At 33.7% G+C, this 18,570-nt stretch carries 19 protein-coding genes; 15 read left to right on the forward strand and 4 right to left on the reverse strand.

Annotation, left to right across the window (positions count from 1 at the left end; all coding sequences use genetic code 11):
- Positions 1-6: 6 nt before the first annotated feature.
- The 9 genes from C1634_RS11435 to C1634_RS11475 all read left to right on the forward strand — a co-directional run bounded on the left by C1634_RS11435 (position 7) and on the right by C1634_RS11475 (position 8,110).
- Entirely contained in the window at positions 7-789 is a 783-nt protein-coding gene (locus C1634_RS11435; RefSeq protein WP_103233769.1) for a methionyl-tRNA formyltransferase, read from the forward strand.
- Positions 786-1,631 (forward strand): polysaccharide deacetylase family protein, encoded by an 846-nt coding sequence (locus tag C1634_RS11440; RefSeq protein ID WP_103233770.1) that lies wholly within the window; start codon positions 786-788, stop codon positions 1,629-1,631. The genes C1634_RS11435 and C1634_RS11440 overlap by 4 nt, the downstream gene beginning before the upstream one ends.
- The gene (locus C1634_RS11445) at positions 1,621-2,454 is read left to right on the forward strand and encodes an NAD-dependent epimerase/dehydratase family protein (RefSeq protein WP_103233771.1); all 834 of its coding nucleotides are present in this window, start codon (positions 1,621-1,623) and stop codon (positions 2,452-2,454) included. The genes C1634_RS11440 and C1634_RS11445 overlap by 11 nt, the downstream gene beginning before the upstream one ends.
- Positions 2,455-2,465: 11 nt before the next feature.
- A complete protein-coding gene (locus C1634_RS11450) occupies positions 2,466-3,437 on the forward strand; it encodes an MraY family glycosyltransferase (protein ID WP_103233772.1) in 972 nt (323 codons plus the stop codon).
- A gap of 12 nt (positions 3,438-3,449) precedes the next feature.
- Positions 3,450-3,995 (forward strand): dTDP-4-dehydrorhamnose 3,5-epimerase, encoded by a 546-nt coding sequence (rfbC, locus tag C1634_RS11455; RefSeq protein WP_103233773.1) that lies wholly within the window; start codon positions 3,450-3,452, stop codon positions 3,993-3,995.
- Between the two features lie 96 nt (positions 3,996-4,091).
- Positions 4,092-5,393: a 30S ribosomal protein S12 methylthiotransferase RimO gene (gene rimO, locus C1634_RS11460; RefSeq protein ID WP_109738427.1), complete on the forward strand. Its 1,302-nt coding sequence runs from the start codon at positions 4,092-4,094 to the stop codon at positions 5,391-5,393.
- Positions 5,394-5,766: 373 nt separating this feature from the next.
- The gene (locus C1634_RS11465) at positions 5,767-6,408 is read left to right on the forward strand and encodes a hypothetical protein (protein ID WP_109738428.1); all 642 of its coding nucleotides are present in this window, start codon (positions 5,767-5,769) and stop codon (positions 6,406-6,408) included.
- A 29-nt stretch (positions 6,409-6,437) separates the two neighbouring features.
- Entirely contained in the window at positions 6,438-7,169 is a 732-nt protein-coding gene (locus tag C1634_RS11470; RefSeq protein WP_103233776.1) for a hypothetical protein, read from the forward strand.
- Positions 7,170-7,738: 569 nt separating this feature from the next.
- Positions 7,739-8,110 (forward strand): septal ring lytic transglycosylase RlpA family protein, encoded by a 372-nt coding sequence (locus C1634_RS11475; RefSeq protein ID WP_103233777.1) that lies wholly within the window; start codon positions 7,739-7,741, stop codon positions 8,108-8,110.
- Between the two features lie 70 nt (positions 8,111-8,180).
- Here C1634_RS11475 and C1634_RS11480 read toward each other — a convergent pair whose 3' ends face one another.
- From C1634_RS11480 to C1634_RS11495, 4 genes are all read right to left on the reverse strand, one after another.
- Positions 8,181-8,945, reverse strand: a complete 765-nt coding sequence (locus C1634_RS11480) for an exodeoxyribonuclease III (RefSeq protein WP_103233778.1) — start codon at positions 8,943-8,945, stop codon at positions 8,181-8,183.
- Positions 8,946-9,033: 88 nt separating this feature from the next.
- Entirely contained in the window at positions 9,034-9,411 is a 378-nt protein-coding gene (locus C1634_RS11485; protein ID WP_103233779.1) for an MliC family protein, read from the reverse strand.
- Positions 9,412-9,533: 122 nt separating this feature from the next.
- Entirely contained in the window at positions 9,534-11,078 is a 1,545-nt protein-coding gene (gene porX, locus C1634_RS11490) for a T9SS response regulator signal transducer PorX (RefSeq protein ID WP_103233780.1), read from the reverse strand.
- A 132-nt stretch (positions 11,079-11,210) separates the two neighbouring features.
- A complete protein-coding gene (locus C1634_RS11495) occupies positions 11,211-12,851 on the reverse strand; it encodes a S41 family peptidase (protein WP_109738429.1) in 1,641 nt (546 codons plus the stop codon).
- A gap of 240 nt (positions 12,852-13,091) precedes the next feature.
- On the opposite strand from C1634_RS11495, the gene C1634_RS11500 reads away from it, so the two are divergent.
- The 6 genes from C1634_RS11500 to efp all read left to right on the forward strand — a co-directional run bounded on the left by C1634_RS11500 (position 13,092) and on the right by efp (position 18,544).
- The gene (locus C1634_RS11500; RefSeq protein ID WP_103231668.1) at positions 13,092-14,318 is read left to right on the forward strand and encodes an HD domain-containing protein; all 1,227 of its coding nucleotides are present in this window, start codon (positions 13,092-13,094) and stop codon (positions 14,316-14,318) included.
- Positions 14,319-14,389: 71 nt separating this feature from the next.
- Positions 14,390-15,421: a UDP-3-O-(3-hydroxymyristoyl)glucosamine N-acyltransferase gene (lpxD, locus tag C1634_RS11505; protein ID WP_103231669.1), complete on the forward strand. Its 1,032-nt coding sequence runs from the start codon at positions 14,390-14,392 to the stop codon at positions 15,419-15,421.
- Positions 15,414-16,811 (forward strand): bifunctional UDP-3-O-[3-hydroxymyristoyl] N-acetylglucosamine deacetylase/3-hydroxyacyl-ACP dehydratase, encoded by a 1,398-nt coding sequence (locus tag C1634_RS11510; protein WP_103231670.1) that lies wholly within the window; start codon positions 15,414-15,416, stop codon positions 16,809-16,811. Before lpxD ends, C1634_RS11510 begins: the two co-directional genes overlap by 8 nt.
- Positions 16,812-17,606 carry an acyl-ACP--UDP-N-acetylglucosamine O-acyltransferase gene (gene lpxA / locus C1634_RS11515; protein WP_103231671.1) on the forward strand — a complete coding sequence of 265 codons (795 nt, stop codon included), beginning with the start codon at positions 16,812-16,814 and terminating at the stop codon, positions 17,604-17,606.
- Positions 17,607-17,629: 23 nt separating this feature from the next.
- Positions 17,630-17,965: a hypothetical protein gene (locus C1634_RS11520; protein WP_228410061.1), complete on the forward strand. Its 336-nt coding sequence runs from the start codon at positions 17,630-17,632 to the stop codon at positions 17,963-17,965.
- A 15-nt stretch (positions 17,966-17,980) separates the two neighbouring features.
- The gene (gene efp / locus C1634_RS11525; protein WP_076352561.1) at positions 17,981-18,544 is read left to right on the forward strand and encodes an elongation factor P; all 564 of its coding nucleotides are present in this window, start codon (positions 17,981-17,983) and stop codon (positions 18,542-18,544) included.
- The last annotated feature ends 26 nt before the right edge of the window (positions 18,545-18,570 follow it).

Raw genomic sequence — 18,570 nt, forward strand, 5'->3', positions numbered from 1 at the left:
ACTGAGATGAAAATAATTATCATAACCCAGGAAGACTCTTTTGTTGTTCCTAAAAATATTGAGAAAATTCTGAATTTAGAAAATATAGAGCTTTTAAAAGTAGTTGATATTGATTCTAATTATAGCCTGGTTAACAAAAAATCCTATTTTATTAAAGGTTTTGGCTTGATTCAAACTGTAAAAATGGGATTAAAAGTAGTTTCAGCGAAGGTTTTAAATAGCATAGATAGGATTACATCTTACAAATTGGCAATTAAGCCTAAAAGCTTGCAGGCCGTTTCTGAGAGATATAAAATAAAATTTGAAAGGATTAAAAATCCTAATTCCGCAGAATTTTTAGAAGGTATTAGAGCTTTGCAGCCAGATCTTATTGTATCCTATTCTGCTCCAGTGGTATTTAAAGAGGCTTTACTGAAAATACCTAAACATGGTTGCATCAATTTACACTGCTCTTATTTGCCTCATTATGCAGGAGTAATGCCTAGTTTTTGGACTCTTTATAAAAAAGAAAAAACAACAGGAGCTACAGTACATTATATGGATTCAAAAATTGATAATGGAGCGATCTTAAATCAACAGGAAATTCAAATTTCTGAAAATGAAACTATGTTTTCTTTAATTTTAAAAAGTAAGGAAATCGGTGGGAATCTAATGTGTAAAACTATTCGTGATATTCAAAATTCTAACGTTAAAGTCAAAGAGAATTTTGCAGAAAAAGGCAGTTATTTTACATGGCCTACAGTTGAACAATTTCAGGACTTTACAAAAAACGGAGGAAAATTAATATGAATAAATATGCAGTGCTTAGTATGGATGTGGAAGACTGGTATCATCTGGACTATTTTACAAAAGAAGAATGTGATCAAAGCCAGTCTACTTTAGATGGATTAGATATTTATTTGGATATTTTGGATCAATATGATATCAAAACTACATTTTTTATTGTAGGAGAACTTGTAGAAATTTTAAAAGATAAGATTAAGCATATAAAAGCCAAAGGTCACGAAATTTGTCTACATTCCTATGCACATAAAAGACCTCTTCAGCTCAGTATTGATGAGTTCAGAAAAGATACAATAAAAGGGATTAATTCATTTAAAGATTTCACAGGTATTGACGTAGATGGATACAGAGCTCCGTGTTTTAGTCTGGATAGGGATCGTCTGGAGGTTTTAAGAGAATTAGGATTCTCATTTGACTCTAGTAAAATAAAATTTGATGCCCATGATTTATATGGAAGAATTAATCTTGATGATTTTGAAGAGTTCAATCCTACAATATATAAACAAGATTCATTTTATGAGTTTGAAGCTTCTACGGTGGAAGTATTCGGTAAAAATTTACCGGTTTCAGGAGGTGGATATTTAAGAATTTTTCCTTGGTTTCTTACGAAAATGCTTTTAAGAAAATATTTCAAAAAAAATCAACATTATTTCTTTTATATTCATCCATTTGAGTTTTCTAAAAATTATAATATTACTGTTCCTGAAAATACCGATTTTAAAACAAATATCAGGTTTAATCAGGGAAGAAAAAGTGTTGAAAATAAAATGCATAAACTTATTAAACTGTTAAAAGATAATAATTATAAGTTTGTTACCTTTAACCAAATTATTAAAAATGAAGGCTAAATTGCTTTTAACAGGAGCAAGCGGATTTATAGGCTCACAGATATATAAAGCTTTAAAAGATAATTTTGAGGTTACTGCCGTCTCTTCTAATGAAGGGGAAGAATATACAGCCCTCAATCTACTAAATGATAAAGATTGTCAAAGTTTTTTCAAGGATAAGAAATTTGACCTTATTATTCATGCCGCCGCAGTAGCTCACGGCAAAATTAAAAACAGTACAATACCACTTGGAGAAGCAAATATTTTAATGACCAAAAATATTTTTAATTCTTTGGAGTTAAAAGAAACGAAGGTTATTTTTTTAAGTTCTGTATCTGTATATAGTTTCAAAAATGATAAAGAAATCATTTCAGTAAATGACCAGCCCATACCTGTTACAGAATATGGTGAAAGTAAGTTGATGTGCGAAGAATTTTTAAAACATAAGAAAGTTAAATCGCTTCATATCCTACGACTTTCCCCAGTTTACACAGAAAATAATTTGAAAGATTTAGGAAAAAGGGTTTTCCTTCCTGTATTAAAGACTCCATTTTTCACAAAACAAGAGAGAGTTTACTCATTGTGCCATCTTGATGAAGCTGTTAAAGCAGTAATAGATTCTATAAGCTCAGACCACAGCTCTGTGAAAATTGTAAAAGACTCTAAAGATCATACACAGGAAGGGTTATTGTCTTTTTTTAAGATTGAAAAACCACAAATGATTATCAATCAAAATATCCTTAAACCATTATTTTTTATATTAAGCTTAATTCCTGTTTCGAAATCCAATATTATCAGGGATATGTTTACTAAGCTATTTTATTCAGTTCGATACACTAATTAATTTATTTTTTGATGAGTGACTTTATTTATTTAACAATAATCATATTACTCTTTTTTGCGGAATTGATTTATTTCAAAATAGCCGATAAGTTTAATATTATAGATAAACCCAACCATAGAAGTGCACATACACAAATTACTTTAAGAGGAGGAGGAATTATTTTTCCGATTGCTTTTATTCTTTTTTGTATTTTTAATTTAAGTGAGGCGATAAAGGATTATTGGTCTTTCGGATTAGGACTTTTAGCAATATGTGCAATTAGTTTTATTGATGATGTTAAAACATTATCTAATAAAATAAGAATTTCCATTCATCTTATTGCTGTTATTTTGGTTCTATACTTTGCAGGGACATTTTCTTTGATGCCGTTTTGGATATGGCCGGTGCTTTTCATTATGATTATAGGGGCCCTGAATGCCTATAACTTTATGGATGGCATTAATGGAATGACAGGACTTTACAGTTTGGTTACCTTATGTTTTCTTATTTATATTAATAACGATATTGTACAATTTACAGATAATAATTTTATATACTATCCGGCTTTGGCATGTATTGTTTTCCTATTCTTTAATTTTAGGAAAAAAGCAAAATGCTTTGCTGGGGATGTCGGAAGTATGGGAATTGGCTTTTGGGTAATAGGTCTTATCACTTTATTGATCATGAAAACTCAGGATTATAAATATATATTGTTATTATCTGTTTATGGAATAGAAGTCGTTTTGACAATTGTTGAAAGAATCCTGTTAAAAGAAAACATTTTTGAGGCCCACAGAAGACATCTGTATCAGCTTTTTGCCAATGAAAAAAAAGTTTCACATCTGTTGATAAGCTTTGTATATTCTTTTTTTCAACTGATAATAAATATTTTTTTAGTACATTCTGATTTACCAATCTGGATGATTGCTATCATTGTCTTTTTACCGATTGGAGGGTTATATTTAATATTAAAATGGAATATCAAAAAACAATATAATCTCTAATTTTAGAAAACTATGAAAATTAAAGAAACCCCGCTTAAAGATTGCTATATCATAGAGCCTACTGTATTTGAAGATGAGAGAGGCTATTTTTTTGAAAAGTTCAACGAAAAAAAATTCGAAGAATTGACAGGAATGAATGGTCACTTTGTACAGGATAATATTTCCAAATCTTCTTATGGCGTTTTGAGAGGACTGCATCTGCAAAAAGGAGAACATGCTCAGGCAAAACTGGTTTCCTGTCTTGAAGGAAGTGTTTGGGATGTGGCGGTAGATCTTAGAGAAGATTCTCCTACATTCGGAAAATGGTTCGGAGTGGAACTTACTGCTGAGAATAGGTTACAGCTTTATGTACCGAGAGGCTTTGGGCACGGTTTTTCAGTGCTAAGCACCCATGCCGTATTTTCCTATAAATGTGATAACTTTTATAACAAAGAATCGGAAGGCAGCGTAAAATTCAATGATACGGATCTTAATATTGACTGGAAGATTGATGAGAAAGACACGGTACTTTCGGAGAAGGACCAGAATGCACCCGGATTTAAAGAAAAAAACTTTTAAAGTATATCCTTGAAAACCACTTTTTTAAAGTGGTTTTCATTTTTTAATTCTTAACTCTTCAATATTTCGTATCTTTGCACACTCAAAATCAAAACGATGCGTACAAAATCTGTAGGGAAGAAGAAAATCAATGTAGTCACTCTTGGGTGTTCCAAGAATGTATATGATTCTGAAGTATTAATGAGCCAACTGAAAGCCAATGGCAAAGAAGTGGTTCACGAAGACCGTGGCGACATTGTAGTCATCAATACCTGCGGATTTATAGATAATGCTAAAGAAGAATCTATCAACACCATTCTTGATTATGTGGAAGCTAAAAATAGAGGTGAGGTTGAAAAAGTATTCGTTACAGGATGTTTGTCAGAAAGATATAAGCCAGATTTGATAAAAGAAATTCCGGATGTAGATCAGTATTTTGGAACAAGAGATCTTCCAATGCTGTTAAAACATCTTGGAGCAGATTACAAACATGAGCTGGTAGGAGAAAGATTGACAACGACTCCAAAACATTATGCTTACCTTAAAATCTCGGAAGGTTGCGACAGACCATGTTCTTTCTGTGCGATCCCATTGATGAGAGGAGGACATATTTCAACTCCTATCGAAAAACTCGTTTTGGAAGCTCAGAAACTGGCCAAAAAAGGAACAAAGGAATTAATTCTTATTGCACAGGATCTTACCTATTATGGCCTGGATCTGTATAAAAAAAGAGCTTTGGGAGACCTTTTAAAAGAGTTGGTAAAAGTAGAAGGAGTAGAGTGGATTCGTCTTCATTATGCTTTCCCAAGTGGCTTCCCGGAAGATGTTCTGGATATTATCCGTGAAGAACCTAAAGTTTGCAACTATATAGATATTCCTCTTCAGCATATCAATTCAGATTTATTGAAATCTATGAAGAGAGGAACTACGCATGAGAAAACTGATGCTCTTTTAGGAAAATTCAGAGAGAAAGTTCCTGATATGGCGATCAGAACAACACTTATCGTGGGGTATCCTGGTGAAACACAAGAAAGATTCCAGGAGCTTAAAGACTGGGTAAGAGAGCAGAAGTTTGACAGATTAGGCTGTTTTACTTATTCTCATGAAGAAAATACAACTGCCCATGTATTGGAGGATGATATTCCACAGGAGGTAAAAGAAGCAAGAGTAGAAGAAATCATGGAGCTGCAGTCTCAGATTTCATGGGAAAAGAACCAGGAAAAAATAGGCAAAATATTCAGATGTATTTTTGACCGTAAAGAAGGCAATTATTTTATCGGAAGAACAGAGTATGATTCCCCAGATGTAGATAATACAGTGATGGTTTCTGCTGAAGATACTTATATTTCTATAGGTGAATTTGCAGAGGTCAAAATTACTTCAGCCGAAGAATTTGATTTATATGGAGAATTGGTATAGCTAAATACCTACTAATCAGGGAAAAATAAAGATATTAAAATAGGGGTATTAATAAAATTTAACACAAATATCTTCATTCAGAATATCGTTATGTATTTGAATATTAGTTGTTTATTGTTTTTTCGGTTTGATGTTTTTTAATTTTCCTTTGTAAAGTGTTTTAAATTAGAAAATTATGTCTTAAATTTGCGCAATAGGCAATGTTTTTAAAATATGCTATCAATAAGTTAATTATTGGAAATGGGTTTAAGATTCAATTAAAATAATTAAAGTATTGGAGTTATCTTAAAGATAATATTCACAAGTTGGGATGGAATGTCCCTTTTGGAAGTATTGATGAAAAAAATATGTAATTAAAAATCTTTAAAAACTTATGAAAAAATTTTTATTAACAGCAATTATGCTTGTTGGCCTTTCGGCCATCTCTAAGGCTCAACAGGGGCGAGTGGGGATTAACACAACCACACCTGCCGCAACTTTAGACGTAGTAGCAAATACTACGGATAATACAAGACCTGATGCCTTACTAGTCCCTCGTATGACAAGATCTCAGTTGTATGCAAAAGATGCTGCTTACATAGCTGATCAAAATGGTGCTTTAGCTTTTGTTACCACTATTGATGGTACTGCTACAGCTAAAACTACTAATGTAACAGCTGTAGGATTCTATTACTATGATGCTACATCTTCTACTTGGAAAACTTTAGGTGGAGGAGCTGTTGCTAATCCTGCTCTAAATGTTACTACTGAACAAACTGCAAGTTATGCTGTATCTGCTACTGATGATATTATTCTCTTTAATATTACTAGTGCAGGCTTTAATGTAACTTTGCCTACATCAGGTATTCCTATTGGAAAAAGAGTGTACATTTCAAATAGAGGAGGTAATAGTTTAGACATATTACCTGCTCCTCGTGAGACATCTCATACAGTTATTCAGCCTGCTGATGCTGCTATACTTATCTATCTGGGAGGCACTGGTGCTGGTTCTTGGTCTTATTTATCAGGATTCTAATTATTATATAACATTTAAAAATTCAGGTTATGAAAAAATTGACAAATAAATTTTTAGCTGTTATATTAATAACAGCTGGTGTAAGTTCCTCTTATGCACAAGTAAGAATTGTAAACTCAAATGCAAACTCAGCAGCTGCTAATAGCTCTGCTTTTATTGATGCATCTTCAAATATTACGGTAAATAATAGTAGTAATGTTGGTAAAGGATTGTTGTTCCCTAGAACAGACTTAACGACATTTACTGCGTTTGGTTTTACTTCTACAACTGGTATTCCAAATAACTATCCTACTTTTTTTGACGGATTAATTGTTTATAATACTGCTGCAAGTGGTGTTGCAGGTGTAGGTTCTACTCAAGGTACACTTACACAAGGATATTGGTTTTATGAAAATAAATCTGGTACTCTTAACGGTGGTACATGGAAACCTGTAACTGCTGTAACTGCAAAAGAAAACATTCTTACAACTGAAACAATTACAAATAGACAAATTAATAGCGCTCAGATCTATGCTATTAAAGGATCTTTTGCTGCAAGTGGATCTTCAACAGCTCCTACTAGTTATACTAATGCAGTAATTATTCCTCCTACAGGAAGCTTATATAGAATTACTATTTATCAGACAGGAACAAACAATGTTTATGCTAACAGTGTGTATTCTTATGATAAAACTAATGGAAACTTTATTACAGGTTCTCCAAGTATGTCTGTAGTGTATCCTAATGGTAACTATGACTATGTTGTAGAATATACTAAATAATAATTTATTTAGGTACAGATATAAAAACCAATGAGAAATCATTGGTTTTTTACTTTTAAGAGACTTGTGTTCATTTATTTTTTCGGGTAATAAATCATCACTGGTTCATCCTTTTGAACGACTGAAATCAAATATTTGTTGAACAATTGATCAGTCTATCAGTTTTAACAAAATAAAAAGGTGTTAAAAATTAGTCCAGGAATGGAGCTTTATAGGGTTGAGGGTCTTCTATCAGACTATTTTTTTGAAATCTGATTTTAAGATATTTAATTTTTATGATAGGTTTTTCTAATCAATCCTTAACATTGGTGTTTTTATTAATGTGTTGATTTTCAGCTTGTTTTTAAAGTCTGAATTTTAAATTATGCAGAAATTAGTTAATTATGTTAACTTTTAAAGCATTTTTTTAACACTTTTTAACACTGTAGTCTAAAACCCCTATTCATAGGAGCTTACAAGGCTACTTAACATTTATTTAATGTTTTGTTAACTGTTTTTAACATATGAAGTAGGGTTTTATAAAGATTCCTGATACTTTTGCTCTGTCAAAAACCAATAAAAAGTTCAAAATGATGAAAAGATTCATTCTCGTAATCATAATGATGATTTCAACCTTAGGTGTTTATTCTTTTACGAGTAATGCCTTAGATGCGAAAAAAACAAGTTATGCATCGTACTACCACGATAAATTTAACGGTAGAAAAACTGCTAGCGGAGAAATCTTTGATAACGCAAAGTTTACTGCAGCAAACAGAACGCTTCCATTTGGAACAAACGTTAAGGTTACAAACCTTAAAAATGGTAAAGAGGTAATAGTGAGAATTAATGATAGAGGACCTTACCATTCATCAAGATCTTTAGATATGTCTAAAGCTGCGTTCGATGAGATTGGAGATATCAGTCATGGTACAATTCCGGTCGAATATGAAATTGTCGATTAATTTTATGATTTAAATTAAAAAAAAGCCAGCTGACTCAGCTGGCTTTTTGTATGGATCAATATATCGTTTATTATACATCCAATTCCAATAAAGCAGGACAATGATCAGAATGTACCGCTTCCTTTAAAATAACAGCTCTGCTGAGCTTATCTTTTAAACTATAGGAAGTGAAGTTATAATCCAGTCTCCAGCCTTTGTTTCTAGCCCTTGAATTTTGTCTGTAGCTCCACCATGTATAATTGTCAGGATCATTATTGAAAAATCTGAAACTGTCTATCAGTTCACATTCATTCATAAAACTGGTCATCCATTCTCTTTCCATAGGAAGAAACCCTGAAACATTCTTTAAGCCATCAGGATTGTGAATATCGATGGCTTCGTGGCAAATATTAAAATCACCGGATATAATTAGATTAGGAATTTCTTTCTTTAAGTTTTTGATATATTCCAGGAAATCATGGCAGAACTGCATTTTAAAATCCAGTCTCTCAATATTAGACGCAGAAGGAACATATACAGAAATAGCAGAAAACCCGTCAAAATCCGCACGGATGATTCTTCCTTCATTATCATAGCTTTCTATACCGCATCCGTATTCTACATGATTGGGTTTGATTTTTGAGGCAATTCCGACCCCGCTGTAGCCTTTTTTGACGGCGGAGTGCCAATAACTGTGATATCCTAATTTTTCAAGACTTTCAATATCTATCTGGTCATTTCCAGCCTTACTCTCCTGAATGCAGATAATATCCGGATCGGCACTCTTCAGCCAGCCCAAAAAATCCTTCGTAAAAGCGGCTCTGATTCCATTGACATTGTAGGTGATTAATCTCATAAACAAATGTAATTTTTTTCAAATGTAAGGAAATAAAAAAGCCGGGTTTGAATTTCAAAACCGACTTTTATCTTTTTAGTAAGAGATTTTATTTTTTAAAAACTGTTTTACCGTCTTTTGTTAATTCAATTTCTTCACCTTTTCCTCTAAGCTCATAATGGTCATTTTTATACCAGATCCCAGATGCGGGCTTTTGACCCTGTAATTCAATCGTTTCTTTGTTAAAGACTACTGTAGCAGTATTTTTAGTGTTATTGAAAGTCATATCCAATGTTTTTCCACTACTGTCTTTTGATGTACTTTTTACAATTTCATCTTGAGTACCGGAAACTGCTGCTGAATCAGATGGCTTTGATGCAATGCTGTCTACAGAAGCCGAAGCAGAATCTGTTGCTTTCTTTTCTTTATTACATGAAGTCAAAAATAGTGCGGCTAATGCTGCCGTGATAAAAATGTGTTTTTTCATAAGTGTATATTTATTTATGGATGTCTTTCAGTATGCAAAATGAATGCCTTAAAAAAGAAAGCGGAAAAAATCGAATGATTTTTTCCGCTTTAAACCCAAAATTAAATAAACTATGAAAAAAACTACTTGGGTTCTAAAATACTGATAGGAATGATACACTCTTCGAGTGAAATTCCACCATGTTGGTATGTTTCTTTATAGTAATTAACAAAGTGATTGTAGTTCTTAGGATAAGCCAGGAATATATTGTTTTTAGCAAAAATATATTTTGAACTTAAATTTCCTTTTGGAAGGAAAAGTTTTTCAGGATTGGTAATTGCCCATACATCACTGTCATCATAGGTCAAACTTTTACCTGTTTTATATCTGATATTAGTAGACGTTTCTCTGTCACCCACCACTTTACTTGGCTTTTTCACATAGATGGTTCCGTGGTCTGTAGTGATCACCAGTTTGTATCCGTTTTCTGCGGCTGTTTTGATGATCTTCAAAAGTGAAGAGTTTTCAAACCAGTTGAAGGTAAGAGAACGGAATGTTTTATCATCACGGATCAGCTGATCTACAATATGGTTGTCTGTTTTCGCGTGCGAAAGAATATCGATAAAGTTATAGACAATCACCAAAAGATCATTGTTTTTATGCTGATTGAAATCATCATAGATCTTTCTTTCAAAATCAGCATTCAGTACTTTAAGATACTTCATAGATTTTGATCCCAAACCTATTCTCTTCATCTGATCTTCAAGAAAATCACGCTCGAATTCATTTTTGTTTCCTTCTTCATTATCGTTAAACCATTTATCCGGGAAACGTTTCTCAATCTCAGACGGCATTAATCCTGCAAAGAAAGAGTTTCTTGCATATTGTGTAGCAGTAGGAAGGATGCTGTAGTAATAGTCTTCCGATATTTTATTGTAGTATTTTGTAAACAAAGGCTCAATAACTTTCCACTGGTCATAGCGAAGGTTATCTACCATTAACAAAAGAACCTTTTCTTTTTCAACTTCCGGTTTTACTTTTTCCTTGAAAAGGGTGTGGCTCATCAGAGGTTTGTCAGAATCAATAAGCCAGTCTGCGTAATTTTTCTCAATAAACTTAGAAAACTGAATATTAGCTTCCTCTTTCTGAGACTGCAGAAGATCTGCAAACTCATTATCTGCTACCTTATCAAATTTGATCTCCCAGCTAAGGATTTTTTTATAATATTCCGCCCATTCCTGATACGTTCTCAGATAAGAAAGTTCCATAGAAAGGTTTCTGAATTCCTGCTGATACTGTAAAATCGTTTTTTGTTCAACCAGATTATCCTCCTGAAGATTTTTCTTTAATGAAAGTAAAATCTGGTTAGGATTTACAGGTTTTAATATATAATCGGCAATCTGCGAACCGATAGCCTCTTCCATAATGTGTTCCTCTTCACTTTTGGTAACCATTACAATCTTTAAGGAGTTATCTTTTTCCTTAATCATAGGAATGGCTTCCAGTCCGGAAATACCGGGCATATTTTCATCAATTAACGTTAAAGCAAATTTCTCTGAATCCATAAGTTCCAAAGCCTCATTCACATTATTTACAGGAGTTACCTGGTAACCCTTTTTTTCTAAAAATACGATATGAGGTTTAAGTAAATCTATTTCATCATCGATCCATAATATCTTTTCTGACATAATTTATTTTTTACATGGTTATTCTATCAAAATGTTGACCAATTCCTTTTAAAATCTCACAAAATCGAGAGATTAAAAGTTAAATAATAGTTAAATGAAAATCCGTTTAGATATTTCCCTATTTAGCTTTATTTAATCGGTACTTTTTATATACTCCAAAGCCCTTTCCAGAACTTCATCTTTTTTATTTTTAAGCCCTTCCACACTAGGTTTTACAAGAATATCAGGAATGATGCCTATTCTTTGCGTTTCTCTTCCATCAGGATAATAAGCACCAAGACCTGTAAATCGGGTGTCAAGATCTGCTATTGTAAACATGATGACATCTCCGTTGGCTCCAGAAGTATTACTGCCGATAATTTTAGCTTTCGGATGCTGTTTCAACATCATTGTTGTGGTCTCTGCCTGGCTCTGGGTACTCTCATCTACTAGAACGATTACATTTCCTTTATAGTATTCAGGATTCTTTCTGCCTGTAACATTTTTTCTGCTGTAAAATTTGCCAGGATAGTCAGCGTCAGGAAAAGTGAACTGATAATAAACGGAAGGCTCCGGAAGCAGTAGATAACTTAAAGGGATGATGGTTTGTTTGGGATAGTTTCTAAGGTCAAAGATAATGGATTTTGCAGATTTTAAATTGCCGTACATTTCATCCAGATCTTCCTTTTCTATAATTCCCATGTCGACATATCCGATTTTCTCTTCTTCGTCAATGAATTTCCATTTTTTTGGTGCTTTATTTTTCTCGTGAATAATGTCTTTGAGAAAATACGTTTTGGTTTTAATTTCCAGATTTTGTCCCTCTCTTTCAATCTTTACGGAAATAGAATCACTGTTGCTGAAGAGAAGCTTATCCTTTATTTTATTAACCTTTCCCCAGGTATTGGATGCCGGAATATATTTTCCCAAACCGTTGATCATTTGCGGAATCGTTTTACCTTCAATATCATAAATCACATCTCCTGCGTGCAAAGGATTTTTATTTCTGGGTCTTGTGGTATTGATTTTTGTAATCACTAATTTTCCTTCAGCATACGAATAGTCTACGGGTACTTTTCGGCTTCCGTACAAATTATTCTGAATTTCTTTGGAAGAAAGATAGGCATGCGAGTCATCTGTTTTGGTGACCAGTTCAGCTAATGTTAAATGATAATTTTCGGTATTATCTACCCCAAGAAACTTAGGAATCATTTCTGTAAGAACGTTATTCCAGTTTTGATCGGTTTGATATTTATAAGGAAAAAAGTACTCTACATAATTCCAGTACCTGAATAATTCTAATAGATTAATTGTCTTGGAAGTGAATTTTGAACCATATGACTTCTCATTTCTGAAATATATTTTTCTCCCCCATTTCCCGAAATAATGATTATCTCCAAGATTCCGGTTATTTTCAATATCATGAAGTTTCTGAGAGAGGTCTTTGGAGAAAATAAGAGAATTATCAATCCAGCTCAAGTCAAAGTTTTTAAGAAAATACACTTTATTATCTTTTATTGAGCACTCTTTACATGGTGGAACTTCTCCAAGGCTTTGGATCCAGTCGGCATAAAGATTATTTAAAGACTTCTTATCATTAATATATTCAAGTTCATTAATTTTCTGGAAAAGCTGTTCGTCCCAATTCAGGCTTCCTTTTGCTACATGAGGATGGTAATATTTCAGAAATCCCCAAACTCTGCAGAGGGATTCCAGTTTCTGTGTTTCAGATACAATTTGGGCGGAAAAATTTAAACTTAAAAATAATAAAAGAAAAAGAGAGGAGTTTCTCATTAAGAGTGGGCGTGTTTTCTCTCAAAGATACTCCATTAATAGAACAGATGCAAAAGGTTTTCAAGAAAATACTGAACTAAGGATAAAAATGAACCATGGAGATTTTTAAGCCGTCAATATAGGGGTGTTATTGGGGAAAAACATTCGTGTCATCAGAGTTTAATCCCCATTTTTAATAGTAATTTAATAAAAGCCTAAATTTTAAAATGCCTAACTTTGTTTACTAATATTGACGTCTCAATGCAGAATAAGCTAAAAATTATCAACGATCCTGTTCATGGATTTATCAAAATTCCACACGAAATTTTATTTGACATCATTGAGCATCCTTACTTTCAAAGGTTAAGAAGAATCGGACAGACCGGACTTTTGAACCTAATATTTCCAGGTGCTACTCATACAAGATTTCATCATGCTCTGGGAGCAATGCATCTGATGTTTACTGCCTTGGAAACGTTGAAACAGAAAGGGGTGAAAATCTCTGAGGAAGAAGAGAAAGGAGCGATGTTGGCTATTCTGATGCATGATATTGGTCATGGTCCGTTTTCCCATGCGCTGGAAAGTATGCTGATGGATGACTGGCACCATGAAAACCTTTCTTTATTGTTGATGAATAAGCTGAATGAGGAGTTCGGCGGGCAATTGTCTATGGCAATTGAGATGTTTCAGGGGAAATATCATAGGAAATTTTTCAATCAACTGATTTCTTCCCAATTGGATGTAGACCGTTTGGATTATCTGAAAAGAGACAGCTTTTTTACCGGAGTATCAGAAGGAAATATTAATACACAGAGAATTATTTCCATGATGAATGTGTGTGAAGAAGGTGAGCTGGTGATTGATGCAAAAGGAATTTATTCCATTGAAAATTTTCTGACAGCCAGAATGTTTATGTACTGGCAGGTCTATTATCATAAAACTTCAGCGTTAGCAGAATTTCTTTTGGTTAAAATCCTGGAAAGAGCGAAATATCTGATTTCTCAGGGAATTGAGCTTCCGGCAACGGAGAACTTAAAATACTTTTTGTACCGCGGAAAGAGTACTGCAACGGATGAAGATATAGAAAGATTTACCAAACTTGATGATAATGATGTGATCCAGGCGATGAAAGAATGGCAAAACTCGAATGATTTTATTTTGTCTTACTGGTGTCAATGTGTCATTCAGAGAAACTTACCTAAAACAATTATTTCATCGCATCCATTTAGCAAGGAAGTAATTGATGAAAAAATAAAAAATATCAATGAATTTTTCAAAATTGATAATGGTAATGAGCTGGTTCATGAAATAAAAAGAAAATTATTGCCCTATCACGCAGAAAAACAGCCAATCTATTTACTTCATAAAAATGGTAAGAGAACAAGGCTTCATGAGTCAGAAGATCAGCTTTTATCAGGGTTGATGATAAATAAAACAACCCGCTATATCCTTATGTTTCCAAGAGATATGTCATGGCTAGACTCTTAAATAATATTAAAATTTACGATCTGAAACCAAAAAATGTTTGCAAATTATAGAATTTCTTATCTTTGCAGAATATGGAATTTACAGCTTCGCAAATTGCAAGTTTTATTGACGGAAAAATAATAGGTGACGAGAATGCACTTATTACAGGGGTTTCACCAATTGAAAATGGGGAATCAGGACATCTTTCTTTTATAGCACAAGATAGATTTTCTCATTTTTTGGATACCTCAAAATGCTCTGTTATCATCATTTCGGAAAAACTTCTGGAAAAAAATAATTATAACTCTACCTTAATCATAGTAAAAGATGCTTATCTTTCTTTTCAGGTTCTGATGAATTTATATCAGGAAATGCAGGGAAGAAAAGAGGGTATTGAAGATGGTTCATCCATTCACGATACTGCTGTGATAGGAGATAAAGCCTATATCGGAGCATTTACGTATGTTTCTGAGAAAGCCAAAATCGGGGAGGGTTCACAGATCTATCCACATGTATATATAGGAAAAGGAGTGAAAATTGGTAAAAACTGTAAGATAGACAGTGGTGCCAGAATTTACGACTACTGTATCATTGGAGATAATTGTGTGATTCATTCTAATACGGTAATTGGAGGTGACGGTTTTGGTTTTCAGCCAACAGCCGAAGGTTTTAAGAAAATACCGCAGCTTGGAAATGTAATTATTGAAGACGATGTAGAAATCGGCTCAAACTGTAGTATAGACAGAGCTACAATAGGTTCTACCGTTATAGGAAAAGGGACAAAAATTGATAACCTGATCCAGATTGCTCACAATGTGAAAATCGGTCAGAACAATGTTATTGCTGCACAGGCAGGAATAGCCGGTTCTACTATAATCGGTGACTGGAACCAGATTGGAGGTCAGGTAGGAATTGTCGGACATATCAAAATAGGAAATCAAGTGAAAATTCAGGCCCAGAGTGGTGTGAATTCAAGCGTTAATGATAAAGAAACATTGTATGGTTCACCAGCAATCAGTTACAATGACTATTTGAGAAGCTATGTTCATTTCAGGAATTTACCTGGAATAGTAAACAGAATAAATAATCTTGAGAATAACTCAAAAGATAATACTAATGAGTGATATGCAAAAAACACTTCAGCAAGAGGTAACTCTTTCTGGAATTGGCCTTCATACTGGTAAAGAAGTAAAATTGACCATTAAACCTGCAAAAGAAAATACAGGTTTTGTATTTGTAAGAACAGACTTGGAGGGACATCCTCAGGTAGAAGCAGATGTAAATTATGTTGTAGCAACAGAAAGAGGAACTACATTAGAAAAATTAGGGGTAAAGATTACCACATGCGAACATTTATTAGCAGCTCTTGTGGGTTGTGATATTGATAACGCAGTTTTAGAAATGGACGCCTCTGAGCCGCCAATTTTGGATGGATCTTCAAAATACTTTGTTGAAGCGATAGAAAGTGTGGGTGTTGCAGAGCAGAGCGTAGCAAGAGAATATCTTGTTGTAAAAGAAGTTCTTACATACAGTGATCCGGCTACTGGTTCGGAAATCACAATCATTCCTTCAGATACTTACGAAGTAACGACAATGGTAGATTTTGGGACTAAAGTATTAGGTACTCAGAATGCTACTCTTAAAAATATTTCAGAATTTAAAGACGAAATCTCATCAGCAAGAACTTTCAGCTTCCTGCATGAATTGGAAATGCTTTTAGATCACGGTTTGATCAAAGGTGGAGATATTTCCAATGCCATCGTATATGTAGATAAAGATCTTACTCCTGAAACTACAGAAAAATTAAAGAAAGCCTTTGGAAAAGATAATGTATCGATCAGACCAAACGGTATTCTTGACAATCTTAATTTAAATTATCCTAACGAAGCTGCAAGACACAAATTACTGGATGTAATTGGTGACCTTGCTTTGGCAGGAGTGAAAATAAAAGGTAAGGTTATTGCCAACAAACCGGGACACTATGTGAATACTCAGTTTGCGAAAAAATTAAATCGTCAGTGGAAATTGCAGAAAAAGAAAAACGTTCCAGATTTTGATCTGACAAAAGAACCCGTATTCGATATCAACGGAATTATGAAGCTTATGCCTCACAGACCTCCGTTCTTATTGATCGATAAGATTCTTGAACTTTCAGATTCTCACGTAGTGGGACTGAAAAATGTGACAATGAACGAGCCATTCTTCGTTGGACACTTCCCTAAAGAACCTGTTATGCCTGGAGTTCTTCAGGTAGAAGCATTAGCACAGACAGGAGGTATCCTGGTACTGGCCAGCGTTCCAGATCCGGAAAACTATTCTACGTATTTCATCAAAATTGATAAGGTGAAATTCAAAAGAAAAGTAATTCCTGGAGATACGCTTATATTCAAAATCGAATTGATCGAGCCTATCAGAAGAGGGATTGTTCATATGCAGGGGTATGGATATGTAGGAGATGCAGTGGCAGTAGAAGCAGAGCTTATGGCTCAAGTTGCAAAAAATAAAGTTGATTAAATGATTCATCAATTAGCAGCCGTAGATAAACGTGCGAAAATCAGCAAAAATGTAATTGTAGAACCGTTTACTACAATTGCCGGAGACGTGGAAATCGGAGAAGGAACATGGATTGGTCCTAATGTTACCATCATGGATGGTGCAAGGATAGGGAAAAATTGTAGAATTTTTCCCGGGACTGTAATCTCTGCAATTCCTCAGGATCTGAAATTTGATGGTGAAGATACCCAGGTAATTATCGGCGACGAAACTACAATCAGGGAATGTGTTACCGTAAACAGAGGTACAAAAGCTTTAGGATATACTAAAATAGGTGCCAACTGTCTTATTATGGCTACTACACATATTGCACATGACTGTGTAATAGGAGATCACGTTATCATTGTAAACGGTTGTGGTATTGCAGGACATGTCGAGATCGGAGACTATACTGTAATGGGAGGATTATCTGCTGTACACCAATTTGGTAAAATCGGGAAACATGTCATGATTTCCGGAGGTACTTTGGTAAGAAAAGATATTCCACCTTATGTAAAGGTAGCAAGAGAGCCCATGTCGTATGCAGGAATCAATTCTGTTGGTTTAAGAAGAAGAGGATTTACCAATGAGAAAATTTTTGAAATCCAGAAAATCTACAGAGCAATCTTCCAGATGAAAATGAACGTTTCTCAGGCTATTTCCCACATTGAAAAAGAAATGCTTCCAACAGCGGAAAGAGATGAGATCCTACAGTTTATTCAAAACTCACCAAGAGGTATTGTAAAAGGATACGGAACAAGTAAAGAGAGTAACTAAACAATAAAAACACAAGCATATTTATGAAAAAAATAATTTTAACAATTGCCTTTTCGTTATCTGCTATTGTGTTTGGACAGCAAACAGAAAAGTCTGAAACTGGAAAAAAGGAAAAACCTTTTACCATTGAAAGAAAACTTTCTGAAGTAGCTAATGATAGTATTGCAAAAAATAACTTAAATAGTATTCTGAAACAGAAAAATACCGGGAGTTCAATTTTAGGAACAACCGATCAGTATAAAACTGATCTTCAGATGAATGTAAACAGATTGAATAATAATGTGAATACGTTCAATAACAATACATTTAACAGGATGACGCCTCAAGGGCAAGGAATACAGTTGAATAAAAGAAAATAAATATTTACAAAATTAATGGCAACAAGTAACGATATCAGAAAAGGTCTTTGCATCGAATATAGCAATGACATTTTTAAAGTAATTGAGTTTCTTCACGTAAAACCAGGAAAAGGTCCTGCTTTCGTAAGAACAAAACTAAAATCAGTAACCAACGGAAAAGTTCTTGATAATACTTTTTCTGCAGGACATAAAATTGATGAAGTAAAAGTAATCACAAGAAAGTTCCAATATCTTTACGATGATGAGAACGGTTTCCACTTCATGAATAACGATGATTTTTCTCAGTTATATTTGAATAAAGAAATGATTGAAAACTCAAACTTGATGAAAGCAGGTGAAGAGGTGACAATCATTTTGAAAGAAGCTGATGAAACTCCACTTTCTGCTGAACTTCCACAGTCAGTATATCTGGATGTAATTGAAGCTGATCCGGGAGTAAAAGGAAATACGGCAACAAATGCTCTTAAAAACGCTATCGTTGAAACAGGAGCAAGAGTAATGGTTCCTTTATTCATTGAACCGGGAGACAAAATTAAAGTAAGCACTGAAGACGGCAGCTACTTAGAAAGAGTGAAATAATAAATACAATTTACATAAATTCGGTT

The organism is Chryseobacterium viscerum, assembly GCF_002899945.2.
In the GTDB taxonomy this organism is placed as follows: Bacteria; Bacteroidota; Bacteroidia; order Flavobacteriales; family Weeksellaceae; genus Chryseobacterium; species Chryseobacterium viscerum.